This is a genomic window from Nocardioides okcheonensis, from assembly GCF_020991065.1.
GTDB lineage: Bacteria > Actinomycetota > Actinomycetes > Propionibacteriales > Nocardioidaceae > Nocardioides > Nocardioides okcheonensis.
Window position 1 is genome coordinate 109,857 of the sequence record NZ_CP087710.1, and the last position, 20,097, is coordinate 129,953.

A 20,097-nucleotide genomic window follows, 5' to 3' on the forward strand; every position below is an offset into this window, starting at 1 on the left:
ACCCCTCCCCGGTAGTCCGCTGCGATCGGCCGGTCCCGTGTGCGCCCCGACCGGCCGATCGCAGCGGACTACCGGGCGGGGCTGTGGAGGAGGGCCGGGCGTACGACGACGCCCCCGCCCGCAGGTGCGGACGGGGGCGTCGGTGGTGCAGGTGGGGCTCACGTGGGTCTCGAGACGATCGGTGCGCCCCGCTCGCAGGCTCGCGGGACGCCGATCCCTCGACCTCCTCGCCCGACGCGGGCCGTCGCTTCGCTCCGGCCCGCTGGGCTCAGACCTCGAACTGGCCGGCCTCGAGGCGCTTCTTGACCTCCTGGAGGAAGCGGCCCGCGTCGGCGCCGTCGACCAGGCGGTGGTCGTAGGTCAGCGCGAGGTGGACCATGTGGCGCACCGCGATCGTCTCGCCGAGGTTCGGGTCGTCGATCACGACGGGCCGCTTGACGACCGCACCGGGACCGAGGATCGCGACCTGCGGCTTGTTGATGATCGGGGTGTCGAACAGGGCCCCGAAGCTGCCGAGGTTGGTGATCGTGAAGGTGCCGCCGGAGAGCTCGTCGGGCGTGATCTTGTTGGTGCGGGTGCGCTCGGCGACGTCGGCGATCTTCTTGGCCAGCCCGGCGATCGACAGGTCGCCGGCCTCCTTGACGACCGGGGTCAGCAGACCCTTCTCGGTGTCGACCGCGAACGCGATGTTCTCGCGGTCGTAGTAGGTCACCTCGCCCTTCTCGGCGTCGATCGCGGCGTTGAGCTTGGGGTGCAGCTTGAGCGCGTCGATCGCGGCCTTGGCGAAGAACGGCAGGTAGGTCAGCTTCACGCCCTCGCGCGCCTGGAAGTCGGCCTTGGACGCCTCGCGCAGGCGGGCGATCGCCGTGACGTCGACCTCCATGACCTGGGTCAGCTGGGCGGCCTCCTGCAGCGACTCGACCATCCGCGACGCGATCACCTTGCGCAGGCGCGACATCGGCTCGGTCGTGCCGCGCAGCGGCGACGGGGACGCCGAGGACGGCGCGGCGGCGGCCGGCGGAGTACCCGCGGCGGCAGGCGCGGCCGGCGCGGCCGGAGCCGGGGCGGCAGCAGCCTGCTGGGACGCCGCGGCGGCGTCGAGCACGTCCTGCTTGCGGATCCGGCCACCGACGCCGGTGCCCTGGATCGCGCCGAGGTCGACACCGTGCTGGTCGGCCATCTTGCGCACCAGCGGCGTGACGTAGGCCGACTGGTCGCGGCCGCCCTCGCTCGCGGCCGGGGCGGCCGCGGTGGGAGCGGACGCGGCGGGAGCCTGCTGCGAGGGGGCGGGGGCCTCCTGCGCCGGCGCCTCCTCCTTCTCGGCCTCGGGGGTCTCGTCGCCGGCGGGCAGCTCGCCCTTCTCCTCGACGATCTGCTGCTCCTGCTCGGCCTTCTTCTCGGCGTTGGCCTCGTCCTTGGGCTGCGCCTCCGCGGACTGCGGCGCGCCGCCTGCGTCGCCCGAGCCGATGATCGCGAGCTCGGCGCCGACCTCGACGGTCTCGTCCTCGTTGGCCTTGATCTCCAGCAGGGTGCCGGCGACGGGGGAGGGGATCTCGGTGTCGACCTTGTCGGTGGAGACCTCGAGCAGCGGCTCGTCGACGGCGACCTCGTCGCCGACCTGCTTGAGCCAGCGGGTGACGGTGCCCTCGGTGACGGACTCGCCCAGCGCGGGCAGGGTGACCGGGGTGCCGGAGCCGCCGGACCCACCGGACCCACCGGACGCGGCCTGCTCGGCGGCGGGCTCGGACTCGGCCGGGGCGTCGTCCTTCTCGGACTCGGGCGTCTCGTCGCCGGCCGGCAGCTCGCCGGTCTCCTCGGCGACCTGCTCCTCCTGCTCGGCCTTCTTCTCCGACTCGGCCTCGTCGGCCGGCTGGGCCTCGGGCTCGGCGGACTCGGTGGCGTCGCCCGCGGACTCGCCCTCCTCGCCCACGACGGCCAGCACGGCGCCGACCTCGACGGTGTCGTCCTCGTTGGCCTTGATCTCCAGCAGGGTGCCGGCGACGGGGGAGGGGATCTCGGTGTCGACCTTGTCGGTGGAGACCTCGAGCAGCGGCTCGTCGACGGCAACCGTGTCACCGACCTGCTTGAGCCAGCGGGTGACGGTGCCCTCGGTGACGGACTCGCCGAGTGCGGGGAGGGTGACTTCGGAGGCCATGTGGTTCCTTACGCTCGCGTGTGGTGTGGGTCGGGGTGGTCAGGAGTGTGCGTGGAGGGCCTTGCCGGCGAGGGCCAGGTGGGCCTCCCCGAGCGCCTCGTTCTGGGTGGGGTGCGCGTGCACCAGCGGAGCGACGTCCTCGGCGTGCGCCTCCCAGTTGTAGATCAGCTGCGCCTCGCCGATGAGCTCGCCGACCCGGTCGCCCACCATGTGGACGCCGAGCACCGGGCCGTCGGTGAGACCGACCAGCTTGACGAAGCCCTGGGTCTGCAGGATCTGGCTCTTGCCGTTGCCGCCGAGGTCGTAGGTCACCGTCGTCACCGCGTCGCCGTGCAGCTCGCGGGCGCGCGCCTCGTCGAGCCCGACCGAGGCGATCTCGGGGTGGGAGTACGTCACCCGCGGGATGCCGGTCTCGTCGATCGGCTGCGGGTCGAGGCCGGCGATCTCCTCGGCCACGAAGATGCCCTGCTGGAAGCCGCGGTGCGCGAGCTGGAGGCCGGGGACGATGTCGCCGACGGCGTAGACGCCCTCGACGTTGGTGCGGCAGCGCTCGTCGGCGAGCACGAAGCCGCGCTCCATCGCGACGCCCTGCTCGGCGTAGCCGAGGCCGTCGGTGGAGGGGCCGCGACCGACGGCGACGAGGAGCACCTCGGCCTCGATGACGCTCTCCCCGTCCTTGGCGCCCTCGACGGTGACGGCGACGCCGGTGTCGGTGACCTTGACGCTCTTGTAGGACGTCGCGGTGAGGAAGCTGATCTTGCGCTTGCGGAAGGCCCGCTCGAGGGCCTTGGACGACGCCTCGTCCTCGGCGGCGACCAGGCGCGGCAGCGCCTCGACGATGGTCACGTCGGAGCCGAACGACTTCCAGACGCTGGCGAACTCGCAGCCGATGACGCCGCCGCCGAGCACGATGGCCGACGCGGGCACGCGGTCGAGGCGCAGCGCGTGCTCGGAGGTGAGGACCCGCTCGCCGTCGACCTCGAGGCCGGGCAGGCTCCTGCTGTGGGAGCCGGAGGCGAGGACGACGGCCTTGCCGGTGTAGGCGGTGCCGTCGACGGTGACCTCGCGCGGGCCGGTCAGCGTGCCGGCGCCCTGGATGACGGTGATGCCGCGCGACTTGATCAGCCCGGTCAGGCCCTTGAAGAGCCGGTCGACGACCTTGTCCTTGTAGGCGTTGACGCCGGCCATGTCGATGCCGTCGAGGGTGGCGGAGACGCCGAACTGGGCGGCCTCGCGCGCGGAGTCGGCGACCTCGGCTGCGTGCAGCAGCGCCTTGGTCGGGATGCAGCCGACGTGCAGGCAGGTGCCGCCGAGGTTCCCCTTCTCGACCAGGCCGACGCTCAGGCCCAGCTGGGCCGCTCGCAGGGCACAGGCGTAACCGCCCGAACCAGCCCCGAGGACGAGGACGTCGAACTCACCGTCCGTCACTGATGTTCCCTCCACCTTGCTCGACTCACGCCGACCCACGCCTGAGTGCGGCGCCGCCCATCCTTGCACTCTTTGCGAGGCTGTCCACACCGGGTCTGGGTGAGCCCACCGGCGGGTTCGGCGACACGGTTCGGGGTGCACCGGCAGAATGGGCGCATGGGCATGTTCGATCGATTCCGGCGCTCGGGTCGCACCAGCCGGCCGGCGCGGGACGCTGAGCGCACCGGCTCCACGCGCGTGCGCGCCTCCGACGGCGAGGACGTACGCCACCTCGAGGAGTTCGTCCGCACCCGTCAGGGCGTGGAGGGGTTCGTCGAGCCGCGCACCGCGGTCAGCGACGTGACGATCCTGCTGGTCGCCCACGACGGGGAGTGGACGCGCCGCCGGGTGCCGAGCGTGAAGTGGGCGCACGACTTCGCCAACCGCCACCGCGTCCCGTCCTACGACGCCGCGGTCGTCGGCGTGCCGCAGCGGATGCGCGACTACAACTCCCGCAAGAAGGCCGAGCGCCGCTCCCGCGGCTTCTGAGCGGTCCGGCTCAGGCCTCGGCGAGCGAGCGCGCGAACGCGACCAGCGTGGTGACGCCGAAGCCGGTGGCGCCCGAGGGGACGTGGCCGTAGGGCGCGCCGGTGTTCATCTCCTTGCCGGCGATGTCGAGGTGCGCCCAGGGCAGGCCGCCGGTGAACTCGCGCAGGAACGCCGAGGCGTAGAGCCCGCCGCCCCAGCGCACCCAGTCGTGCTGGAGCAGGTCGGCGACCTTGGAGCTGGTGACCCGCTCCTTCATCTCCTCGGGGATCGGCATCGGCCAGTGCTGCTCGCCGGCTGCGGCGCCGGCGGCGAGGACGGCCGGCACCTGGTCGTCGGTGCCCATCACCGCGCCGACCTTGTCGCCGAGGGCGAGCTGCATGTGGCCGGTGAGGGTGGCGATGTCGATCACGACGTCGGGCTCCTCGAGGATCGCCATCGACAGCGCGTCGCCGAGCAGCATCCGGCCCTCGGCGTCGGTGTTGGCGATCTCGACCGTGCGGCCGTTGTGCATGGTGACCACGTCGCCGGGGCGGGTCGACGTGGCGGAGACCATGTTCTCCGCCATCGGGGCCCAGGCGGTGACCTTCACCGGCAGGCCGAGGCGCGCGATGGCGAGCGTGGCGGCCACGACGCTGGCGGCGCCGGCCATGTCGCCCTTCATGTTGGTCATGCTCGACGACGGCTTGATGGTGAGGCCGCCGGAGTCGAAGGTGACGCCCTTGCCGACGAGCGCGAGGTGCGCGACGGCGCCCTTCGGCGCCCAGGTCAGCTTGGCCAGGCGCGAGGGCGCGACCGACGAGCTGCCGACGCTGAGGATGCCGCCGCAGCCCATCTCGGCCAGCTGCTCGTGGTCGAAGACCTCGAGCTTCACCTTGGGCGCGCCGCGGCCCTTGGTGGCCTCCTTGTGCGCGGCGGTGACGAGGTCGGCGAGCAGCGGCGGCGTGCAGTCGGCGGGCGGGGTGTTGACCCAGTCGCGGCACAGCGCGACCGCGTCGGCGAGCACCTCGGCAGCCTCCAGCGCGGCGGTGGCCTCGGAGCGCCGGGCGATCGGGCTGAGCACCACGACGTCGGCGGGCGCGGTCCGCTCGGCGGGGGAGGACTTGTAGGCGTCGAAGGTGTAGCCGCCGAGGCGGTGGCCCTCGACGACGGCGCCGACGAGCTCGGGCGTGTCGCTGGGCAGCGCGAGGGCGACCGACGCGGCGTTCGGGACGCTGCGGGAGGCGACGCCGGCCGCTCGGCGCACGGCGGTGGCGTCGGTCGGGTCGTCGCCGAGGCCGACGAAGACGAGCAGCGGGGCGTTGACCTCGTCGCGGGTCGGCGCCTTGACCGCCTCGCCGGGCTTGCCGGTCACGCCCATCGTGGACAGGAACGGGCGCAGGCGGCGCCCGTAGGCCGCGCTCACCTCCTCCGCGGCGTCGCACAGGCGCGGGCCCTTCGGACCCGAGACCACCCCCACCACGACGGCGTCGGCTCGGGTCTTGGCGGGGTTGGCGCTGCGCAGCGTGTACGTGGTCACCCGGGCATGCTAGGCGAGGCCCGGGAGGTCGCCGTACGGCTCCCCGGGCTGGGGTAGGTTGCGCGACATGGCCACCACGCTCAAGCAGTCGCCCCTCCACGACCGGCACGCGGCCCTCGGCGCCAAGCTCGCGGAGTTCGGTGGCTGGTCGATGCCGCTGGAGTACCCGACCGGCGTGGTCAAGGAGCACACCGCGGTGCGCGAGTCCGTGGGCGTGTTCGACGTGAGCCACCTCGGCAAGGCGATGGTGTCGGGTCCCGGCGCCGTCGACCTCGTCGGCGCGACCCTCTCCAACGACCTGGCCAAGATCGCACCGGGCAAGGCGCAGTACACGCTCTGCCTCGACGAGTCCGGCGGCATCGTCGACGACCTGATCGCCTACTGGCACGACGACGAGCACGTGCTGCTGATCCCCAACGCCGCCAACACGGCCGAGGTCGTGCGCCGCCTGCAGGCCGCCGCGCCCGAGGGCGTGAAGGTCGTCGACCACCACGACGACTACGCCGTCCTCGCCGTCCAGGGCCCTCGCTCCGACGAGGTGCTGGCGAAGGTCGGCCTGCCGACCGGGCACGAGTACATGTCGTTCGTCGAGGCCGAGCTCTACGACACCGGCGTCGGGGTCGTCGTCTGCCGCACCGGCTACACCGGCGAGCGCGGCTACGAGCTCGTCGTGGTCAACGACGCGGCCGGCCAGCTGTGGGACGCGCTGATGGAGGCCGGCGAGGAGTGGGGCATCACCCCGTGCGGGCTCGGCGCCCGCGACACCCTGCGCACCGAGATGGGCTATCCGCTGCACGGGCAGGACATCAGCCTCGACACCAACCCGGTCGAGGCCGGCCTGTCGTGGGCGGTCGGCTGGAAGAAGGAGACCTTCTGGGGCCGCGACGCGGTGCTCCGGGTCAGGGAGGAGGGTCCGAGGCGACGCCTGCGCGGCCTGGTCGCGGAGGGTCGCGGCATCCCGCGCCCCGGCATGTCGGTCACCCTCACCCAGGACGTGCCGCTCGGCGACATCACCTCGGGCACCTTCTCACCGACGCTCCGCAAGGGCATCGGCCTGGCCCTGCTCCCCGTCACGATCGCGGAGGACGCGGAGGTCGGCGTCGACGTCCGTGGCAGGCGCGAGGTGTTCCGGCTGGTCAAGCCACCGTTCGTCGACCCGTCGGTGCGGGAGGCGTGAGCATGCTTCCCGGACAGCCCCCGACCTTCCGTCCGCCGTCGTCGTCCGACCGGCCGTGGTGGTGGCGCCTCGAGGACGCCGCAGGCACCGAGGTCGCTCCCGCCGGTCACGCCGACCAGCGCTTCGCCACCCAGGGCGACGCCGAGTCGTGGGTCGGCGAGATCTGGGCCGAGCTCGCCGAGCAGGGCGTGGCGGCGGTGACGCTGTTCGAGCACGACCGCCAGGTCTACGGCCCCATGTCCCTGAGCGCCTGAGGCCATCCGCCCCACGCCTCCGCTCCGAAGCCCCGGCGAGACGAGAGGTCGGTGGTCGTGGCAGGTCGCTCCGAGGACGAGGCCGACTTCGTCGGCTACGTCACCGTGCGCTGGCACGACCTGGTCGGCGGCCTGGAGGACGCGGGCGTCGACCCCGACCGGGCCCGGCTCGCCGCGGCCGGCGCGCTGCTGGCCCACCGGCGGGGGTGGCCACGACTGGTCCGTGACCGCGAGGTCGACGTCGTCGTGTGGGCGGCCGCGCGGGAGCGCGCCGGCCTGGCGCCGCGACCCGGCGAGGCCGTGCCCCACGGCGTACGCGCCCCGGACCCGCAGGACGCGCCGGAGCCCTGGCTCGACCGGGCGGAGCAGGAGCGGCGCACCGCGCGTCGACGCACGTTGCGCCTCAGCGTCGTCGGGGGCCTCGTCGTCGCGGTGCTCGCGGCCGGGTGGGCCTGGTGGGCCGCGCAGCCGGCGCCGCCCGCGGTGCGGGAGGAGGCCAACCCGCTCCCGGTGGTCTGGTACGCCGAGGGCGACCTGCACCTGCGCGACGTCGTCGTCGAGCTGCCGGACGTCGACGTCTTCGTCGCCGACGGGTCCGCGGTGGTCGCCAGGATGCGGTCGGGCGACCTGGTCCGGGTCGCCGCGGACGGCGAGGTGTCCGACACCGAGACGGCGCCCGCCGGGCTGGACGCGCCGCCGTCGCCGCCCCCGGTGTCGGGACTGGGGCCCTACGACGTGCTGGTGCAGAGCGTCGAGGTGCCGGACGGCGGCTGGGCGCACCTCGTCGACTCGTCCCGGCGCGACGGCGCGCAGGACGCCGTCCGGCAGTCCGAGTCGGGTCGCCGCGCGCTGGTGATCTGCGCGGCCGACGGCTCCTGCTCCACCCCGCGCACGATCGTCGGTGCGGACGGCTCGATCCGGCTCCGCTGACCCGCTCCGGTGGTGACACACCACGCGCCGGCTCCCGGGAGCCGGTCGTCCCTCTCCTGTCACGGACCGGGTCAGGACGGCACTCGACGGGCCGCGAGACACGACACGGACCGTGTCAGGACGGCGCTCGCCGGCGCGCGGGACGTGACCCACCGCGTGACAGGCCGTCGCGCCGGTAGGGTCGTCGACCGTGACGGGGGTCTGGACGGGCGTGGCGGGGGCGTATGCCCGGAGCTTCGCGGGACTGTGCGCCGGTGCGGTGCCGACCATGCTCGACGGGCTGCCGTCGGGCGCCCGGCTGCTGGACGTCGGCTGCGGCACGGGTGTCCTGGTCGCCGAGGCGCGTCGCCGCGGCCACGACGCGGTCGCGCTCGAGCCGGACCCGGAGATGGCGGCCCTGGCCGGTGACCTGCTCCGTGACGAGGTCATCGTGGGCGGGCTGCCGGACCTCCCGCTCGCTGACGACGGCTTCGACGTCGTGACCGCCAACTTCGTGCTCAACCACGTCGACGACCCGCGGGCCGGCGCGCGCGAGCTGGTCCGGGTCGCCGCTCCCGGCGGTGTCGTCCGCGCGACGATCTGGACCTCGGCGCCCTCGGCGCAGGGGCAGCTGTTCCGTGACGTGCTCGAGGCCAGCGGGGCTGTCGAGCCGGTCCTCCCGCGGCTCGACCCGACGGCGGACTTCGAGCGCAGCGCCGCCGGTGCCTCCCTGCTGCTGGCCGAGGCCGGCGCCCGCGTGAGCGAGGCCCGCACGGTCGACTGGGTCTGGCACGTCGACCCCGACGACTTCTGGGCCGCGCCCACCGGCGGTGTGGCTGGTCTCGGCATCGCGTGGGCCGCCCAGACGCCGGAGGTCCGGACGCGGATGCGGGTCGAGCTCGACCGGCTCTGCGAGCCGCTGCTCGAGGACGGGCTGCTGCGGTTCCCCGCGACGGCCGCCTTCGTCGAGGCGCGAGTCCCCAGGGCCTAGCGAGGCCGTAGAGTCCTCCCGTGCGCGCCTACCTCGACCTGCTCCAGCGGATCCTCGACGAGGGCGTGGAGAAGACCGACCGCACCGGCACCGGGACGCTGAGCGTCTTCGGCCACCAGATGCGCTTCGACCTCTCCGAGGGCTTCCCGCTCGTGACCACGAAGAAGGTGCACACCCGCTCGGTCTTCGGCGAGCTGCTGTGGTTCCTGCGCGGCGACACCAACGTGACGTGGCTCCAGGACCGCGGGATCACGATCTGGGACGAGTGGGCCGACGAGAGCGGCGACCTCGGCCCGGTCTACGGCCACCAGTGGCGCTCGTGGCCCACGCCCGACGGCCGCCACGTCGACCAGCTCGCGCGTGTCGTCGAGGCGATCCGGACCAACCCCGACTCGCGCCGCCACATCGTCTCGGCGTGGAACGTCGCCGACGTCGACGACATGGCGCTGCCGCCGTGCCACACCCTCTTCCAGTTCTACGTCGCCCCGCAGCCGGACGGGCCCGGCCGGCTGAGCTGCCAGCTCTACCAGCGCTCGGCCGACACGTTCCTCGGCGTGCCGTTCAACATCGCCTCCTACGCCCTGCTGACCCACATGGTCGCCCAGGTCACGGGCCTCGAGGTCGGCGACTTCGTGCACACCCTGGGCGACGCCCACCTCTACCTCAACCACGTCGAGCAGGCCCGCCTCCAGCTGACCCGCGAGCCCCGCCCGCTGCCGCGCCTGGTGCTCGACCCGAGCGTGACCGAGATCGACGGCTTCGAGCTCGACGACATCGCCGTCGAGGGCTACGACCCGCACCCCGTCATCAAGGCCCCCATTGCCGTGTGAGGGGGACGACGCCGGGCGCCGCGTGGTCGCCGTCGCCGCGTACGCCCGCAACCGGGTGATCGGCGACCACGGCCGCATCCCGTGGCACATCCCGGAGGACTTCGCCCACTTCAAGCGCGAGACGATGGGCCTGACCATGGTCATGGGCCGGCTCACCTACGACTCGATCGGACGCCCCCTGCCGGGGCGCCGCACGATCGTCGTGACCCGCAACCGCGACTGGGCGGTCGACGGCGTCGACGTCGCCCACTCCCTGGAGGAGGCGATGGCGATGACCGACCCGGACGCCGACGTCGTGGTCGCCGGGGGAGCGCAGGTCTACGCCGAGGCGATGCCGCTGCTGACCCACCAGGTGCTGACCGAGGTGCACCTCGACGTGCCCGGTGACGCGTTCTACCCCGAGGTCGACCCCGCCGCGTGGCGCGAGACCCGCCGCGAGGCCGGGCCGGGGTGCACGTGGGTCTGGTGGGAACGTGCCTGACCTCGACCTGGTCGTCGACCACGACGGCGCCGTCGCGCCGTACGAGCAGGTGCGCGAGGGGATCCGCGCGCAGGTCACCGACGGCACCCTCGCCCCGGGGCACCGGCTGCCGCCGGTCCGCGCGCTCGCGACCTCGCTGGGCCTCGCGGCCAACACCGTCGCCCGCGCCTACAAGGAGCTCGAGGCGCTCGGCGTCGTCGAGACCCGCGGTCGCGCCGGCACCTTCGTCACGGGCCGCGGCGTCGAGCGCTCGGCGCGCGAGGCCGCGGCCGCCTACGTCGCCACCGTCCGGTCCCTCGGGCTCGACGACGCCGCGGCCCTCGCCGCCGTCCGCCGCGCCCTCGACCCCTGACCGGCGGGAGCCCGCGCCGACGTGAGGGGGACCACGTGCCGGCGGGAATGATCGCCGCGGCGACCTCGTTGGACCCTGACAGCTGGTTCCGCATCATGCCCCCGGGCCTCACCATTCGCCGCTACGAGCGGCCGTTCGCCGAGAGGCGGCTGACGGGCCAGCGAGCGTGACCACGCAGCCACCCGCCGGGTAAGCCCCGGTCAGGGTGGCTGCGTGCTGCGCGGACGGGGCGTGGGAGGCTCGGACCATGCCCGACGCCGCACCGGACGACCGACACATCGTGGTCGCCGCCGTGGCGCTGGTGCGCGACGGCCACGTCCTCACCGTGCGCAAGCGCGGCACGGAGCGCTTCATGCTGGTCGGCGGCAAGCTCGAGCCGGGCGAGAGCCCACGCGACGCCGCGCTGCGCGAGACCCTCGAGGAGGTCGGCGTCCGGGTCGAGGAGGCCACGCTGCTCGGCGAGTTCCTCTCCGAGGCCGCGAACGAGCCGGGCCACACGCTGCACTCGACCGTCTTCTGGATCGAGACCGACGCCGAGCCCGTGGCGTCGGCGGAGATCGCCGAGGTGCGCTGGACGCCGCTCGCCGACCACCCCGACGACCTCGCCCCGATGCTCGAGCACCACGTCCTCCCGGTGATCCGGAGCACGCTCGGCGGCTGAGGGCCGCGCGTTGACGCTCGGTGCTCAGGACGTGGATTTCCGGCCGATAGGAAGGGCCTGACCGTCCCCGGCCAGAACCCCCGTCGCGAGGAACCCCGTGCCTGCCCGCCTGCTCCAGCCCGCCCGTCCCGCCCGCGCCCTCGTGGCGGCGGCGCTCGGCGGCGCCCTGGCGCTCGGCGCACTCGCGGGCGCCCCGACCTCCGAGGCACGCACGGCGCCGTGCAGCAGCGCCGGCCGGTCGGTCGCCCCCGACCGCGCGACCCTGGAGCAGCACGCCGACGACGGCACCTTCCGGATCGACGAGTGCGGGCAGCTCTACGTCGTCGACCGGGCCGTCCCCGCAGCACAGCGGGTCGTGGCGGACCACCCGGCGGGCGTGACCGTGCCCGACGACGTCTTCGCCCTGTCGTCGCGTCCCTCCTCGCCGCGCACCCTCTACCTCGACTTCGACGGCTCCACCTACACGGGCACGGCGTGGCAGTCCGGCGCGACGATCGAGTCGGCGGCGTACTCGATCGACGCCGACCCGACCACGTTCTCCACCCTCGAGCGGGAGCAGATCCACCTCGCGTGGCGCAGCGTCGCGGAGGACTTCGCGCCCTTCGACGTCAACGTCACGACGCAGGTCCCGGGCGCCGACGCGCTCACGCGCACGAGCAGGACGGACCCGACCTACGGGATGGCAGTCGTCGTCACCCCCACCAACGCGGTCGGGGCCGGCTGCTCGTGCGGCGGCAAGGCCTACGTCGGGGTGTTCGACGCCGTGGACAACCGTCCCTACCAGCCGGGCTGGGTCTTCACCAACGGGTCGGGGACCGGCGGCTACAACGTCGGCCAGGTCATCAGCCACGAGGCCGGGCACACGTTCGGCCTCGGGCACGACGGCACCGCCACCTCCGCCTACTACTCCGGGGCCAACGGCTGGGCGCCGATCATGGGCGCCTCCTACGGCCGCCGGGCCTCGCAGTGGTCGCGGGGCGAGTACGCCGGGGCGAACAACGCCCAGGACGACGTCGCCGTCCTGGCCGCCGTCGCGCCCACCCTCGCCGACGACCACGGCGGCCCCGCCGCGGCGACCCCGCTCGCCCCGGGCGTCCCGGTCGCGGGCCTGGTCACCTCGCGCGCCGACACCGACGCGTTCACCTTCACCGCCGCCGGTCCGACGACCCTCGCGGTCGCCGGCCCACCCGGCGTCTCGGACCTCGACGTGCTGCTCACCGTCCTCGACGCCCAGGGGCAGGTCGTGGCAGCGGTCGACCCCAGTGCCGTGAGCGCCTCCGACGCCTCGCTCGACGCGACCTGGACCGCTGACCTCCCCGCCACCGCCGCGACCTACACCGCGGTCGTCGACGGCACCTCGCACGGCGACCCGGCGTCCCCGGGCGGCTACAGCGACTACGGCTCGCTCGGCGCGTACGCGGTGACGCTCACCACCGCCGCCGGCCCCGGCGTCCCGACGCCCACCTCCACCGCCACACCGACACCCATCCCGACGCCCACCCCGACGCCCACCGTGCCGCCGGCCGCCAGCCCGGTGACGCCCGGCGGGAGGGCGGCGCCGCTCGCGTTCGTGACCCGGCGCCTGCCCGCGGCCCGCGCAGGGGCGCGCTACCGCGCCGCGATCGAGTTCTCCGGCCCGGTCGTCGAGGCGCGGGTCGGGTGGCGGCTCCCGGCGGGCCTGCGGTGGCGCGTGCGGGGCACGCGCGTCGTGGTCAGCGGTCGGCTCCCCGCCCCGGGCGTGCGCCGGGTCACCGTGGAGCTCACCGGCGAGGACGGCGCGACGCTGCGGCACCGCTTCCGGATCAGGGTCCGCTGACCCTCACCGGAACAGGTCGAGCTCGGCACCCCAGTGGTCGACCATCGAGGACGTGCGGGTGTGGCCACGCCGCGCGTCGTGCGCCGCGCAGGCCGCCCGGACGCGGGGGAGGGCCTCGCGCAGCGCGGAGACGTCGCCGTCGAGCAGGCGCTGCACGAGACCGAGCAGCCCCAGCCCGTCGGCGTCCCACCCGTCGAGCGGGTGGGTGCGCAGCTCCCAGGGCAGGTACTTGTTGTAGGGCCGCACCCGGCCGGCGAACGCGAACACCACGTCGAGCAGCCACGCCACCGACTCGGCCGCGTCGAGCCGGGCCTCCAGCGGGCGCCCGTCACGGTCGTTCTTGAGGGCGCGGTAGGCGAAGTTGACCCAGCCGTCGAGCCGGTCGTGGTCGAGCAGCACCGCGTCCGCCTCCTCGGGCGTGAGGGTCGCCTGGCGCCGCACCGCCCGCGTGAGCTCGCCGCCGGTGCGGTCGAGCAGCACCGGCGCCCAGGCGTAGGACCACCGGAACCACCAGCCCTCGGAGCCGAACGGCGGCACGGTCGTCAGCTCGGACCACGCGTCGACCGCCTCGTCGACCTCGGGGGAGTGGACGGTCGACCGGCCGGCGGCCGCCTCGTCGGTGAGGACCACGGAGACGTCGACGTCGGAGCGCTCGGTGGCGTAGTCGCGGCCCGCGGACCCGCTGAGCACCAGGCCGAGCAGCCCGTCGCCGTGCGCGGCGTGGTTGCGCTCGGCCAGCTCCCGGAGCGTGGCGCACTGGGCAGGGGTGAGCCAGTCGGGCAGGTCGAGGTCGAGGTCGGGCACGCTGCTCCTGTCAGGGGGACGGCTTGGGCGGGAGGGCCGCCACCCTGCCACGTTCCGGCCCCGCATCTCCATCGGTTTCGCCGCGCCGCGGTCGGCCCGGCGCCGGGCGTCGTCGAGGCCCCGACACGAGCACGCGGCTCGCCGCCGACGCTCCGGGGGAGCAGGAGCGATAACCTTCGGTCCATGAGCTCCAACGTCCCGTTCGGTCGCCTGCTGACCGCGATGGCCACCGCGTTCCACGAGGACGGCACCGTCGACCTCGAGGCCACCGCGCGGATCGCCGTCCACCTGGTCGACCACGGCAACGACGGCGTGGTGGTGAGCGGGACGACCGGCGAGAGCCCGACGACGTCGGTGGCCGAGGACGGCGACGTCCTGCGGGCGGTCAAGGACGCGGTCGGCGACCGCGCCGTGGTCGTCGCCGGCGTGGGCACCAACTCCACCGCCCACTCCGTCGAGCTGGCCCGTCAGGCCGAGAAGACCGGCGCCGACGGCGTGCTGCTGGTCAGCCCGTACTACAACAAGCCCGGCCAGGTCGGGCTGCGCCACCACTTCTCGTCGGTCGTCGAGGCCACCGACCTGCCGGTCATGCTCTACGACGTGCCCGGTCGCACCGCGACGCTGATCGAGCTCGACACCTACGCCGCGATGCGGCGCTACGACCACGTGACCGCGGTCAAGGAGGCCTCCGGCCTGCTCGCCCGCACCGCCCAGCTCGTCGACATGGGCTACGCGGTCTACTCCGGCGACGACGCCAACACCCTCGGCTACCTCGCCTACGGCGGCGTCGGCCTGGTCTCCGTGGTCGCCCACGCCGCCGGCGACCGGCTCGCGTCGATGATCGACGCGTGGGTGCGCGGCGACCACGCCGAGGCGCTGCGGGTCCACACCTCGCTGGTGCCCGCCTTCGACGCCGTGATGGGCGTCCCCAACTACGGAGCCACGACCGCGAAGGCAGCCCTCGAGCTGCTCGGCGTGCTCGACAACCGCCGCGTCCGCGGCCCTCTGGTCGCCCTGGACGACGACGAGGTGGCGGCGCTGCGCGCCGGCCTCGCCGCCGCCGGCCTGATCTGAACCACACCCCGAACGAAGGATTCCCTTGAGCCATCCCCACCCCGACCTGAGCGCGCCCGCCCCCCTCGTCGACGGCGGCCTGCGGGTCATCCCGCTCGGCGGCCTCGGCGAGGTCGGGCGCAACATGACCGCGTTCGAGTACGGCGGCCGGCTGCTGCTGGTCGACTGCGGCGTGCTGTTCCCCGAGGACCACCACCCCGGCGTCGACCTGATCCTCCCCGACTTCGAGCCGATCCGGGACCGCCTCGACGCCGTCGAGGCGCTGGTGCTCACCCACGGCCACGAGGACCACATCGGCGCCACGCCGTACCTCCTGCGCGAGCGCGGCGACATCCCGCTGGTCGGGTCCCGCCTCACCCTGGCGCTGCTCGGCTCCAAGCTGCGCGAGCACCGCCTCAAGGAGACCGCGCAGTACGAGGTCGCCGAGGGCCAGACGATCACCTTCGGCCCGTTCGTGCTGGAGTTCGTCGCCGTCAACCACTCGATCCCCGACGCGCTGGCGGTCGTCATCCGCACCGGCGCCGGCGTCGTGCTGCACACCGGCGACTTCAAGATGGACCAGCTCCCGCTCGACGGGCGGATCACCGACCTCAACGAGTTCGCCCGCCTCGGCGACGAGGGCGTCGACCTGTTCCTCACCGACTCCACCAACGCCGAGGTGCCCGGCTTCACCACCTCGGAGAAGGACATCGCGCCGGTCCTCGACCGGGTCTTCGCCAAGAGCGAGAAGCGCATCATCGTCGCGTGCTTCGCCTCCCACGTGCACCGCGTCCAGCAGGTCCTCGACGCGGCCGTGGCCCACGGCCGCAAGGTCGGCTACGTCGGCCGCTCCATGGTCCGCAACATGGCGATCGCGCAGGAGCTCGGCTACCTCACCGTCCCGCCCGGCGTGATGGTCGAGGCCAAGGACCTCGCCGACCTGCCGCCGCACAAGCAGGTGCTGATCTCGACCGGGTCGCAGGGCGAGCCGCTCGCCGCACTGAGCCGGATGTCGCAGAGCAACCACCACTTCGTCCACCTCGAGCCGGGCGACACCGTCGTCCTGGCCAGCTCGCTGATCCCGGGCAACGAGAACGCCGTCTACCGCGTGATCAACGGCCTGTCGCGCCTCGGCGCCAACGTCGTCCACAAGGGCAACTCGCTCGTGCACGTCTCCGGCCACGCCAGCGCCGGCGAGCTGCTCTACTGCTACAACATCGTCAAGCCGCGCAACGTGATGCCGGTCCACGGCGAGGTCCGCCACATGCGCGCCAACGCCGACCTCGCCCGCGCCACCGGGGTGGAGAACGTCGTGCTGGCCGAGGACGGCGTCGTGGTCGACCTCGTCGACGGCGTCGCCCGGATCGCCGGCAAGGTCGAGGTCGGCTACGTCTTCGTCGACGGCACCACCATCGGCGACGTCTCCGAGGCCTCGATGAAGGACCGCCGGATCCTCGGCGAGGAGGGCTTCCTCTCCGTCATCGTCGTGGTCGACTCGGTGACCGGCAAGGTGGTCTCCGGGCCGGAGATCCACGCCCGCGGCTTCGCCGAGGACGAGACCACGTTCGAGGAGATCCGGCAGCCGATCATCGACGCGATCGACGCCGCGATCGCCGACGGCACGACCGACGCGCACCAGCTCCAGCAGACTGTCCGGCGTGTCGTGGGCCGATGGGTCAACCGTGCGCACCGTCGCAGGCCCATGATCATCCCTGTGGTGATCGAGGCCTGACCCGGCCTACGATCCTCGAGGTCGGCCGGGGAGTGGTGGGGGAACGCAGCGTGGTCAGGGAGGAAGTCGTGCCGCACAGGGAGGGTGCGCTGAGCCGGCTCGCCGAGCTCATGCGGCGCGTCAACTCCTCGACCGACACCGAGGTGATCCTCGAGGAGATCGCGCACGGCGTGGTCGACGTGCTCGGCTACGGCGTGGCCGCGATCGCGCGCCTCGACGGCGACACCCTCGTGATGACCAACGTCGCCGGGCCGGCCGACGTCGTGCGCGAGATCCTCGACCGGCGCACCCCGGCGGACCAGATCCTCGACGAGTTCCGCCAGGCCGACCGCTGGGGCATCCTGCGCTTCGTCCCCGCCGGGCGGATGTCGGAGGAGCGGCTGCGCGCCGCGTGGATCCCCGACCTCGACGCCCCCGACGACGACCCCGAGGCCTGGCACCCGCAGCACGCGCTCTACGCACCGCTCTACTCCGCCAGCGGCGAGCTGCTCGGCAACATGGCGGTCGACCTCCCGCGCGACAACCGGATGCCGAGCGAGGCCGACCGCGAGCTGCTCGAGATGTTCGTCGTCCAGGCGGGCGTCGCGCTGTCCAACGCCCGCGAGCGCGAGCGGCTCACCGAGCGGGTGCGGCTCGACCGGATGCTGACCTCGGTCGCCGGCGCCGCCACCCAGCCCGGCCTCGGCCAGGCGCTCACCGCGGCCGTCGCCGCGATCGACGAGTGCCTGCACACCGCGCAGGTGTGGGTCCGCACGTTCCCCAGCGACGCCCAGGGCCGCGAGCTCGGCGCCGGGACGCCGCGGGCGTTCGAGCCCGGGCACGAGGTGCCGGAGCTGCGCGTCGACCTGCTCAGCCAGGTGGTGCTGGCCCAGCCGCCCGGGCTGCTCGAGCTCGGCGTCGACGACGTCGCCTCCACCCTGCTGCCGGCCAGCCGCAAGTCGCTGCAGGAGGTGCTGCGGACCGTCGGCGCCCGGCGCGCGGTGATCTGCCCGTTCGTGTCGCAGGACGACCTGCTCGGCTACGCCGTGGTGTGCTTCGCCGAGCCCGTCCGGTCGCTCAGCGCCGGGGAGTCGGACGCGCTGCTGGAGGTCGGCCGGCTGCTCGGCCAGATCGTGCGGGCCTCGCGGGTGCTGGAGACCGAGCAGCGGCTGGTGCAGGAGCTGCGCGAGCTGGCGCGCTACCGCAGCGAGCTGATCGCCACCATCTCCCACGAGCTGAAGACCCCGCTGACCGCGATCCTCGGCCACGCCGAGCTGGTCGCCGACCGCTACCCCGACCTCAGCTCGATCGACGCGATCATCCGCAACGCCCAGCGGCTCGCCCACCTCGTCGCCAACCTGCTGCACTACTCGCGGGTGCAGGGTCGGCGCGAGACGGTGCGCCGCGCCGTCGACCTCGCCGAGCTGTGCGAGGCCAGTGTCGACCTGCTCTCCATCCGCGCCGACCAGGCGGGCGTCGCGCTGTCGTTCACGACCGACGCGCCGGGCCCCGTCGTCGTCTTCGGCGACCCCGAGGAGCTCGCGCGCGTGGTGGACAACATGGTCGACAACGCCGTGAAGTACACCCTCGAGGGCGGCACCGTCGACGTGCGGATGACGGTGTCCGACGACGAGGTGTGCGTCGACGTCACCGACACGGGGATCGGCATCTCGCCGGCCGACCAGCAGCACGTCTTCTCGGCGTTCCACCGCTCCACCAACCCCAACGCCCTGTCCATCCCGGGCACCGGGCTCGGGCTGCCGATCGCCGAGCGGATCGCGGAGTCCCACGGCGGCACGCTGGGCCTGACCTCCGAGCTCGGCCGGGGCAGCACGTTCCGGTTCACCCTCCCGCTGCGGACCGCACGGGACGCGGCGGACTGACCGGCCGCGCCTCGGCGCCGCCCACCCGCACGACCCGGTCCATCGCCTCGAGGCCGACGGTCCCGTGGGTGATCCACACGACCGAGCGCCCGGCCCGCGCCGCGGCGTCCAGCATCGACGTCGCCACCGCGCGGGCGGTCGGCCCGTCGAGGTGGGCGGTGGGCTCGTCGAGCACCAGCACGGGCGGGTCGGCCAGCAGCGAGCGGGCCAGGGCCAGGCGGGCCCGCTCGCCACCGGACACCTCGCGCGACCCGGCGCCCACGTGGGTGTGGACGCCGTCCGGCAGCGCGTCCACCCACGCCCCGAGGTGGGCCCTGGCGAGCGCGTCGCGCACCTCGGCGTCGGACGCGCCCGGGCGGGCCAGGCGTACGTTCTCGACGACCGTCGAGGCGAACACGTGCGGGTCGTCGTCGACCAGGCCGACCCGGCCCCGGACGTCGTCGAGGGCGAGGTCGCGCAGGTCGGTCCCGCCGAGCAGCACGCGTCCGGCCACCGGGTCGACGAACCGGACCAGGGTGGCCGCGAGCGTCGACTTCCCGGACCCCGACGGGCCGGTGACGCCGACGTGCTCGCCCGCTCGCAGGGTGAGGTCGCCGAGGTCGAGGACCGGGTGCCCGTCCCAGCCGAGGACCGCACGCTCCAGCGCGACGGCGTGGCCCGCCGGGAGGTCGGCGGGGGCGGGCGGGTCGGTGACGGCGGGCGGGGTGGCGCGTAGGGCGTCGAGCCGTCGCTGCGCGGCCCGGGAGCGCACCGACAGCGCACCCGCGTCGGCCAGCCCGCCGGTGACGTCGGCGAGGGCGAGCGGCACGAGCAGCAGGAGCGCGAGCATCGCGGGCGACACGCTCCGGCGCGACGCCGACGTGCCGCCGGCCGTGGTGAGCGCGGTGCCGGCGGCGACCGCGCGGGCCGAGCGGCGTACGGCCCCGGCGAGGGCGTCGGCCTCGCGCGCACCGCGGCGAGCGCACGGTCGGTGGCGCCCCACTGCTCGAGGTCGCGCAGGCCGTGGGCGACCTCCTCCACGCGGGTCCCGAGCGCCGCCCGCCGGGTGACCACCTCGTCCTCGGCGCCGGCCGCCGCCCGGCGCGCGAGCAGGAAGGACACCGCGCCGGTGGCGGAGACGGCCAGCACGACCGCGCCGGCCGCCGGGTGCACCGCCCCCGTGAGGAGCGTCGCGCCACCAGCCACGAGGAGGGTCGTGGCGACCGGCTGGCGCACCCGCAGCCGCTCGTCGAGCAGGGCGTCGACGTCGTCGACCACCCGGGTGAGCAGGTCGCCGCGACGAGGGCCGAGGCGACCGGGGACCAACGGCACCAGGTCGGCGAAGACCCGGGCGCGTCGCTCGGCCAGCTCGCGGAGCACGACGTCGTGGCTCAGGACCCGCTCGGCGTGGCGCAGCACGGGCCGCGCGAGGCCGAAGAGCCGGACCCCGACGATCGCCACCATGAGGTAGAGCACCGGCGGGTGCTGGCTGGCCCGGGTGATCAGCCAGCCCGCGGTCGCGGTGAGGGCCAGCCCGGAGGCGACCGACAGCGCCCCGAGGAGGGTCGC

General features: G+C 74.2%; 18 protein-coding genes. 13 read left to right on the forward strand and 5 right to left on the reverse strand.

Translation table 11 applies throughout. The features are described 5' to 3' along the window. Positions 1-268 precede the first annotated feature (268 nt). Complete coding sequence (sucB, locus tag LN652_RS00500) at positions 269-2,155, reverse strand: 2-oxoglutarate dehydrogenase, E2 component, dihydrolipoamide succinyltransferase (protein WP_230442770.1); 1,887 nt, start codon at positions 2,153-2,155, stop codon at positions 269-271. A 39-nt stretch (positions 2,156-2,194) separates the two neighbouring features. Then, a complete protein-coding gene (lpdA, locus tag LN652_RS00505; protein ID WP_230442771.1) occupies positions 2,195-3,583 on the reverse strand; it encodes a dihydrolipoyl dehydrogenase in 1,389 nt (462 codons plus the stop codon). A gap of 162 nt (positions 3,584-3,745) precedes the next feature. Here lpdA and LN652_RS00510 point away from each other — a divergent pair, with 162 nt between their 5' ends. Next, positions 3,746-4,111, forward strand: coding sequence for a hypothetical protein (locus LN652_RS00510; protein ID WP_230442772.1), 366 nt, complete (start codon positions 3,746-3,748; stop codon positions 4,109-4,111). Positions 4,112-4,121: 10 nt separating this feature from the next. On the opposite strand, the gene LN652_RS00515 is transcribed toward LN652_RS00510, so the two are convergent. Next, positions 4,122-5,627 carry a leucyl aminopeptidase gene (locus LN652_RS00515; protein WP_230442773.1) on the reverse strand — a complete coding sequence of 502 codons (1,506 nt, stop codon included), beginning with the start codon at positions 5,625-5,627 and terminating at the stop codon, positions 4,122-4,124. A 67-nt stretch (positions 5,628-5,694) separates the two neighbouring features. Between LN652_RS00515 and gcvT the strand changes: the two genes are divergently transcribed. The 9 genes from gcvT to LN652_RS00560 all read left to right on the forward strand — a co-directional run bounded on the left by gcvT (position 5,695) and on the right by LN652_RS00560 (position 13,098). Continuing rightward, the gene (gcvT, locus tag LN652_RS00520) at positions 5,695-6,804 is read left to right on the forward strand and encodes a glycine cleavage system aminomethyltransferase GcvT (protein ID WP_230442774.1); all 1,110 of its coding nucleotides are present in this window, start codon (positions 5,695-5,697) and stop codon (positions 6,802-6,804) included. Positions 6,805-6,806: 2 nt separating this feature from the next. Then, positions 6,807-7,058, forward strand: coding sequence for a hypothetical protein (locus LN652_RS00525; protein WP_230442775.1), 252 nt, complete (start codon positions 6,807-6,809; stop codon positions 7,056-7,058). A gap of 57 nt (positions 7,059-7,115) precedes the next feature. Next, on the forward strand, positions 7,116-7,988 hold the full coding sequence (locus LN652_RS00530; protein ID WP_230442776.1) for a hypothetical protein: 873 nt from the start codon (positions 7,116-7,118) through the stop codon (positions 7,986-7,988). A 190-nt stretch (positions 7,989-8,178) separates the two neighbouring features. Continuing rightward, positions 8,179-8,958: a class I SAM-dependent methyltransferase gene (locus LN652_RS00535; RefSeq protein WP_230442777.1), complete on the forward strand. Its 780-nt coding sequence runs from the start codon at positions 8,179-8,181 to the stop codon at positions 8,956-8,958. Between the two features lie 20 nt (positions 8,959-8,978). Beyond that, the gene (locus tag LN652_RS00540; protein ID WP_230442778.1) at positions 8,979-9,788 is read left to right on the forward strand and encodes a thymidylate synthase; all 810 of its coding nucleotides are present in this window, start codon (positions 8,979-8,981) and stop codon (positions 9,786-9,788) included. A gap of 22 nt (positions 9,789-9,810) precedes the next feature. Beyond that, positions 9,811-10,269: a dihydrofolate reductase gene (locus LN652_RS00545; RefSeq protein ID WP_230442779.1), complete on the forward strand. Its 459-nt coding sequence runs from the start codon at positions 9,811-9,813 to the stop codon at positions 10,267-10,269. Next, positions 10,262-10,621, forward strand: coding sequence for a GntR family transcriptional regulator (locus LN652_RS00550; protein WP_230442780.1), 360 nt, complete (start codon positions 10,262-10,264; stop codon positions 10,619-10,621). The genes LN652_RS00545 and LN652_RS00550 overlap by 8 nt, the downstream gene beginning before the upstream one ends. Before the next feature lie 247 nt (positions 10,622-10,868). Beyond that, the gene (locus LN652_RS00555; RefSeq protein ID WP_230442781.1) at positions 10,869-11,282 is read left to right on the forward strand and encodes an NUDIX hydrolase; all 414 of its coding nucleotides are present in this window, start codon (positions 10,869-10,871) and stop codon (positions 11,280-11,282) included. Between the two features lie 97 nt (positions 11,283-11,379). Further along, positions 11,380-13,098, forward strand: a complete 1,719-nt coding sequence (locus tag LN652_RS00560) for a M12 family metallo-peptidase (protein ID WP_230442782.1) — start codon at positions 11,380-11,382, stop codon at positions 13,096-13,098. Between the two features lie 3 nt (positions 13,099-13,101). Here the strand turns inward: LN652_RS00560 and LN652_RS00565 are convergent, their stop codons facing one another. Beyond that, a complete protein-coding gene (locus tag LN652_RS00565; RefSeq protein ID WP_230442783.1) occupies positions 13,102-13,902 on the reverse strand; it encodes a nucleotidyltransferase domain-containing protein in 801 nt (266 codons plus the stop codon). A gap of 183 nt (positions 13,903-14,085) precedes the next feature. Here LN652_RS00565 and dapA point away from each other — a divergent pair, with 183 nt between their 5' ends. From dapA to LN652_RS00580, 3 genes are all read left to right on the forward strand, one after another. After that, positions 14,086-14,976: a 4-hydroxy-tetrahydrodipicolinate synthase gene (gene dapA / locus LN652_RS00570; RefSeq protein ID WP_230442784.1), complete on the forward strand. Its 891-nt coding sequence runs from the start codon at positions 14,086-14,088 to the stop codon at positions 14,974-14,976. A gap of 25 nt (positions 14,977-15,001) precedes the next feature. After that, entirely contained in the window at positions 15,002-16,687 is a 1,686-nt protein-coding gene (locus LN652_RS00575; RefSeq protein WP_230442785.1) for a ribonuclease J, read from the forward strand. Between the two features lie 68 nt (positions 16,688-16,755). After that, on the forward strand, positions 16,756-18,549 hold the full coding sequence (locus LN652_RS00580) for a GAF domain-containing sensor histidine kinase (protein ID WP_230442786.1): 1,794 nt from the start codon (positions 16,756-16,758) through the stop codon (positions 18,547-18,549). Here the strand turns inward: LN652_RS00580 and LN652_RS00585 are convergent. Further along, on the reverse strand, positions 18,509-19,531 hold the full coding sequence (locus tag LN652_RS00585; RefSeq protein ID WP_230442787.1) for an amino acid ABC transporter ATP-binding/permease protein: 1,023 nt from the start codon (positions 19,529-19,531) through the stop codon (positions 18,509-18,511). The genes LN652_RS00580 and LN652_RS00585 overlap by 41 nt on opposite strands. Positions 19,532-20,097: the final 566 nt, after the last annotated feature.

Coding starts and splice junctions, on each gene's coding strand:
- sucB (WP_230442770.1), bottom strand. CDS start 2,155: ATGGCCTCCGAAGTCACCCTCCCCGCACTCGGCGAGTCCGTCACCGAG.
- LN652_RS00510 (WP_230442772.1), top strand. CDS start 3,746: ATGTTCGATCGATTCCGGCGCTCGGGTCGCACCAGCCGGCCGGCGCGG.
- LN652_RS00525 (WP_230442775.1), top strand. CDS start 6,807: ATGCTTCCCGGACAGCCCCCGACCTTCCGTCCGCCGTCGTCGTCCGAC.
- dapA (WP_230442784.1), top strand. CDS start 14,086: ATGAGCTCCAACGTCCCGTTCGGTCGCCTGCTGACCGCGATGGCCACC.
- LN652_RS00555 (WP_230442781.1), top strand. CDS start 10,869: ATGCCCGACGCCGCACCGGACGACCGACACATCGTGGTCGCCGCCGTG.
- gcvT (WP_230442774.1), top strand. CDS start 5,695: ATGGCCACCACGCTCAAGCAGTCGCCCCTCCACGACCGGCACGCGGCC.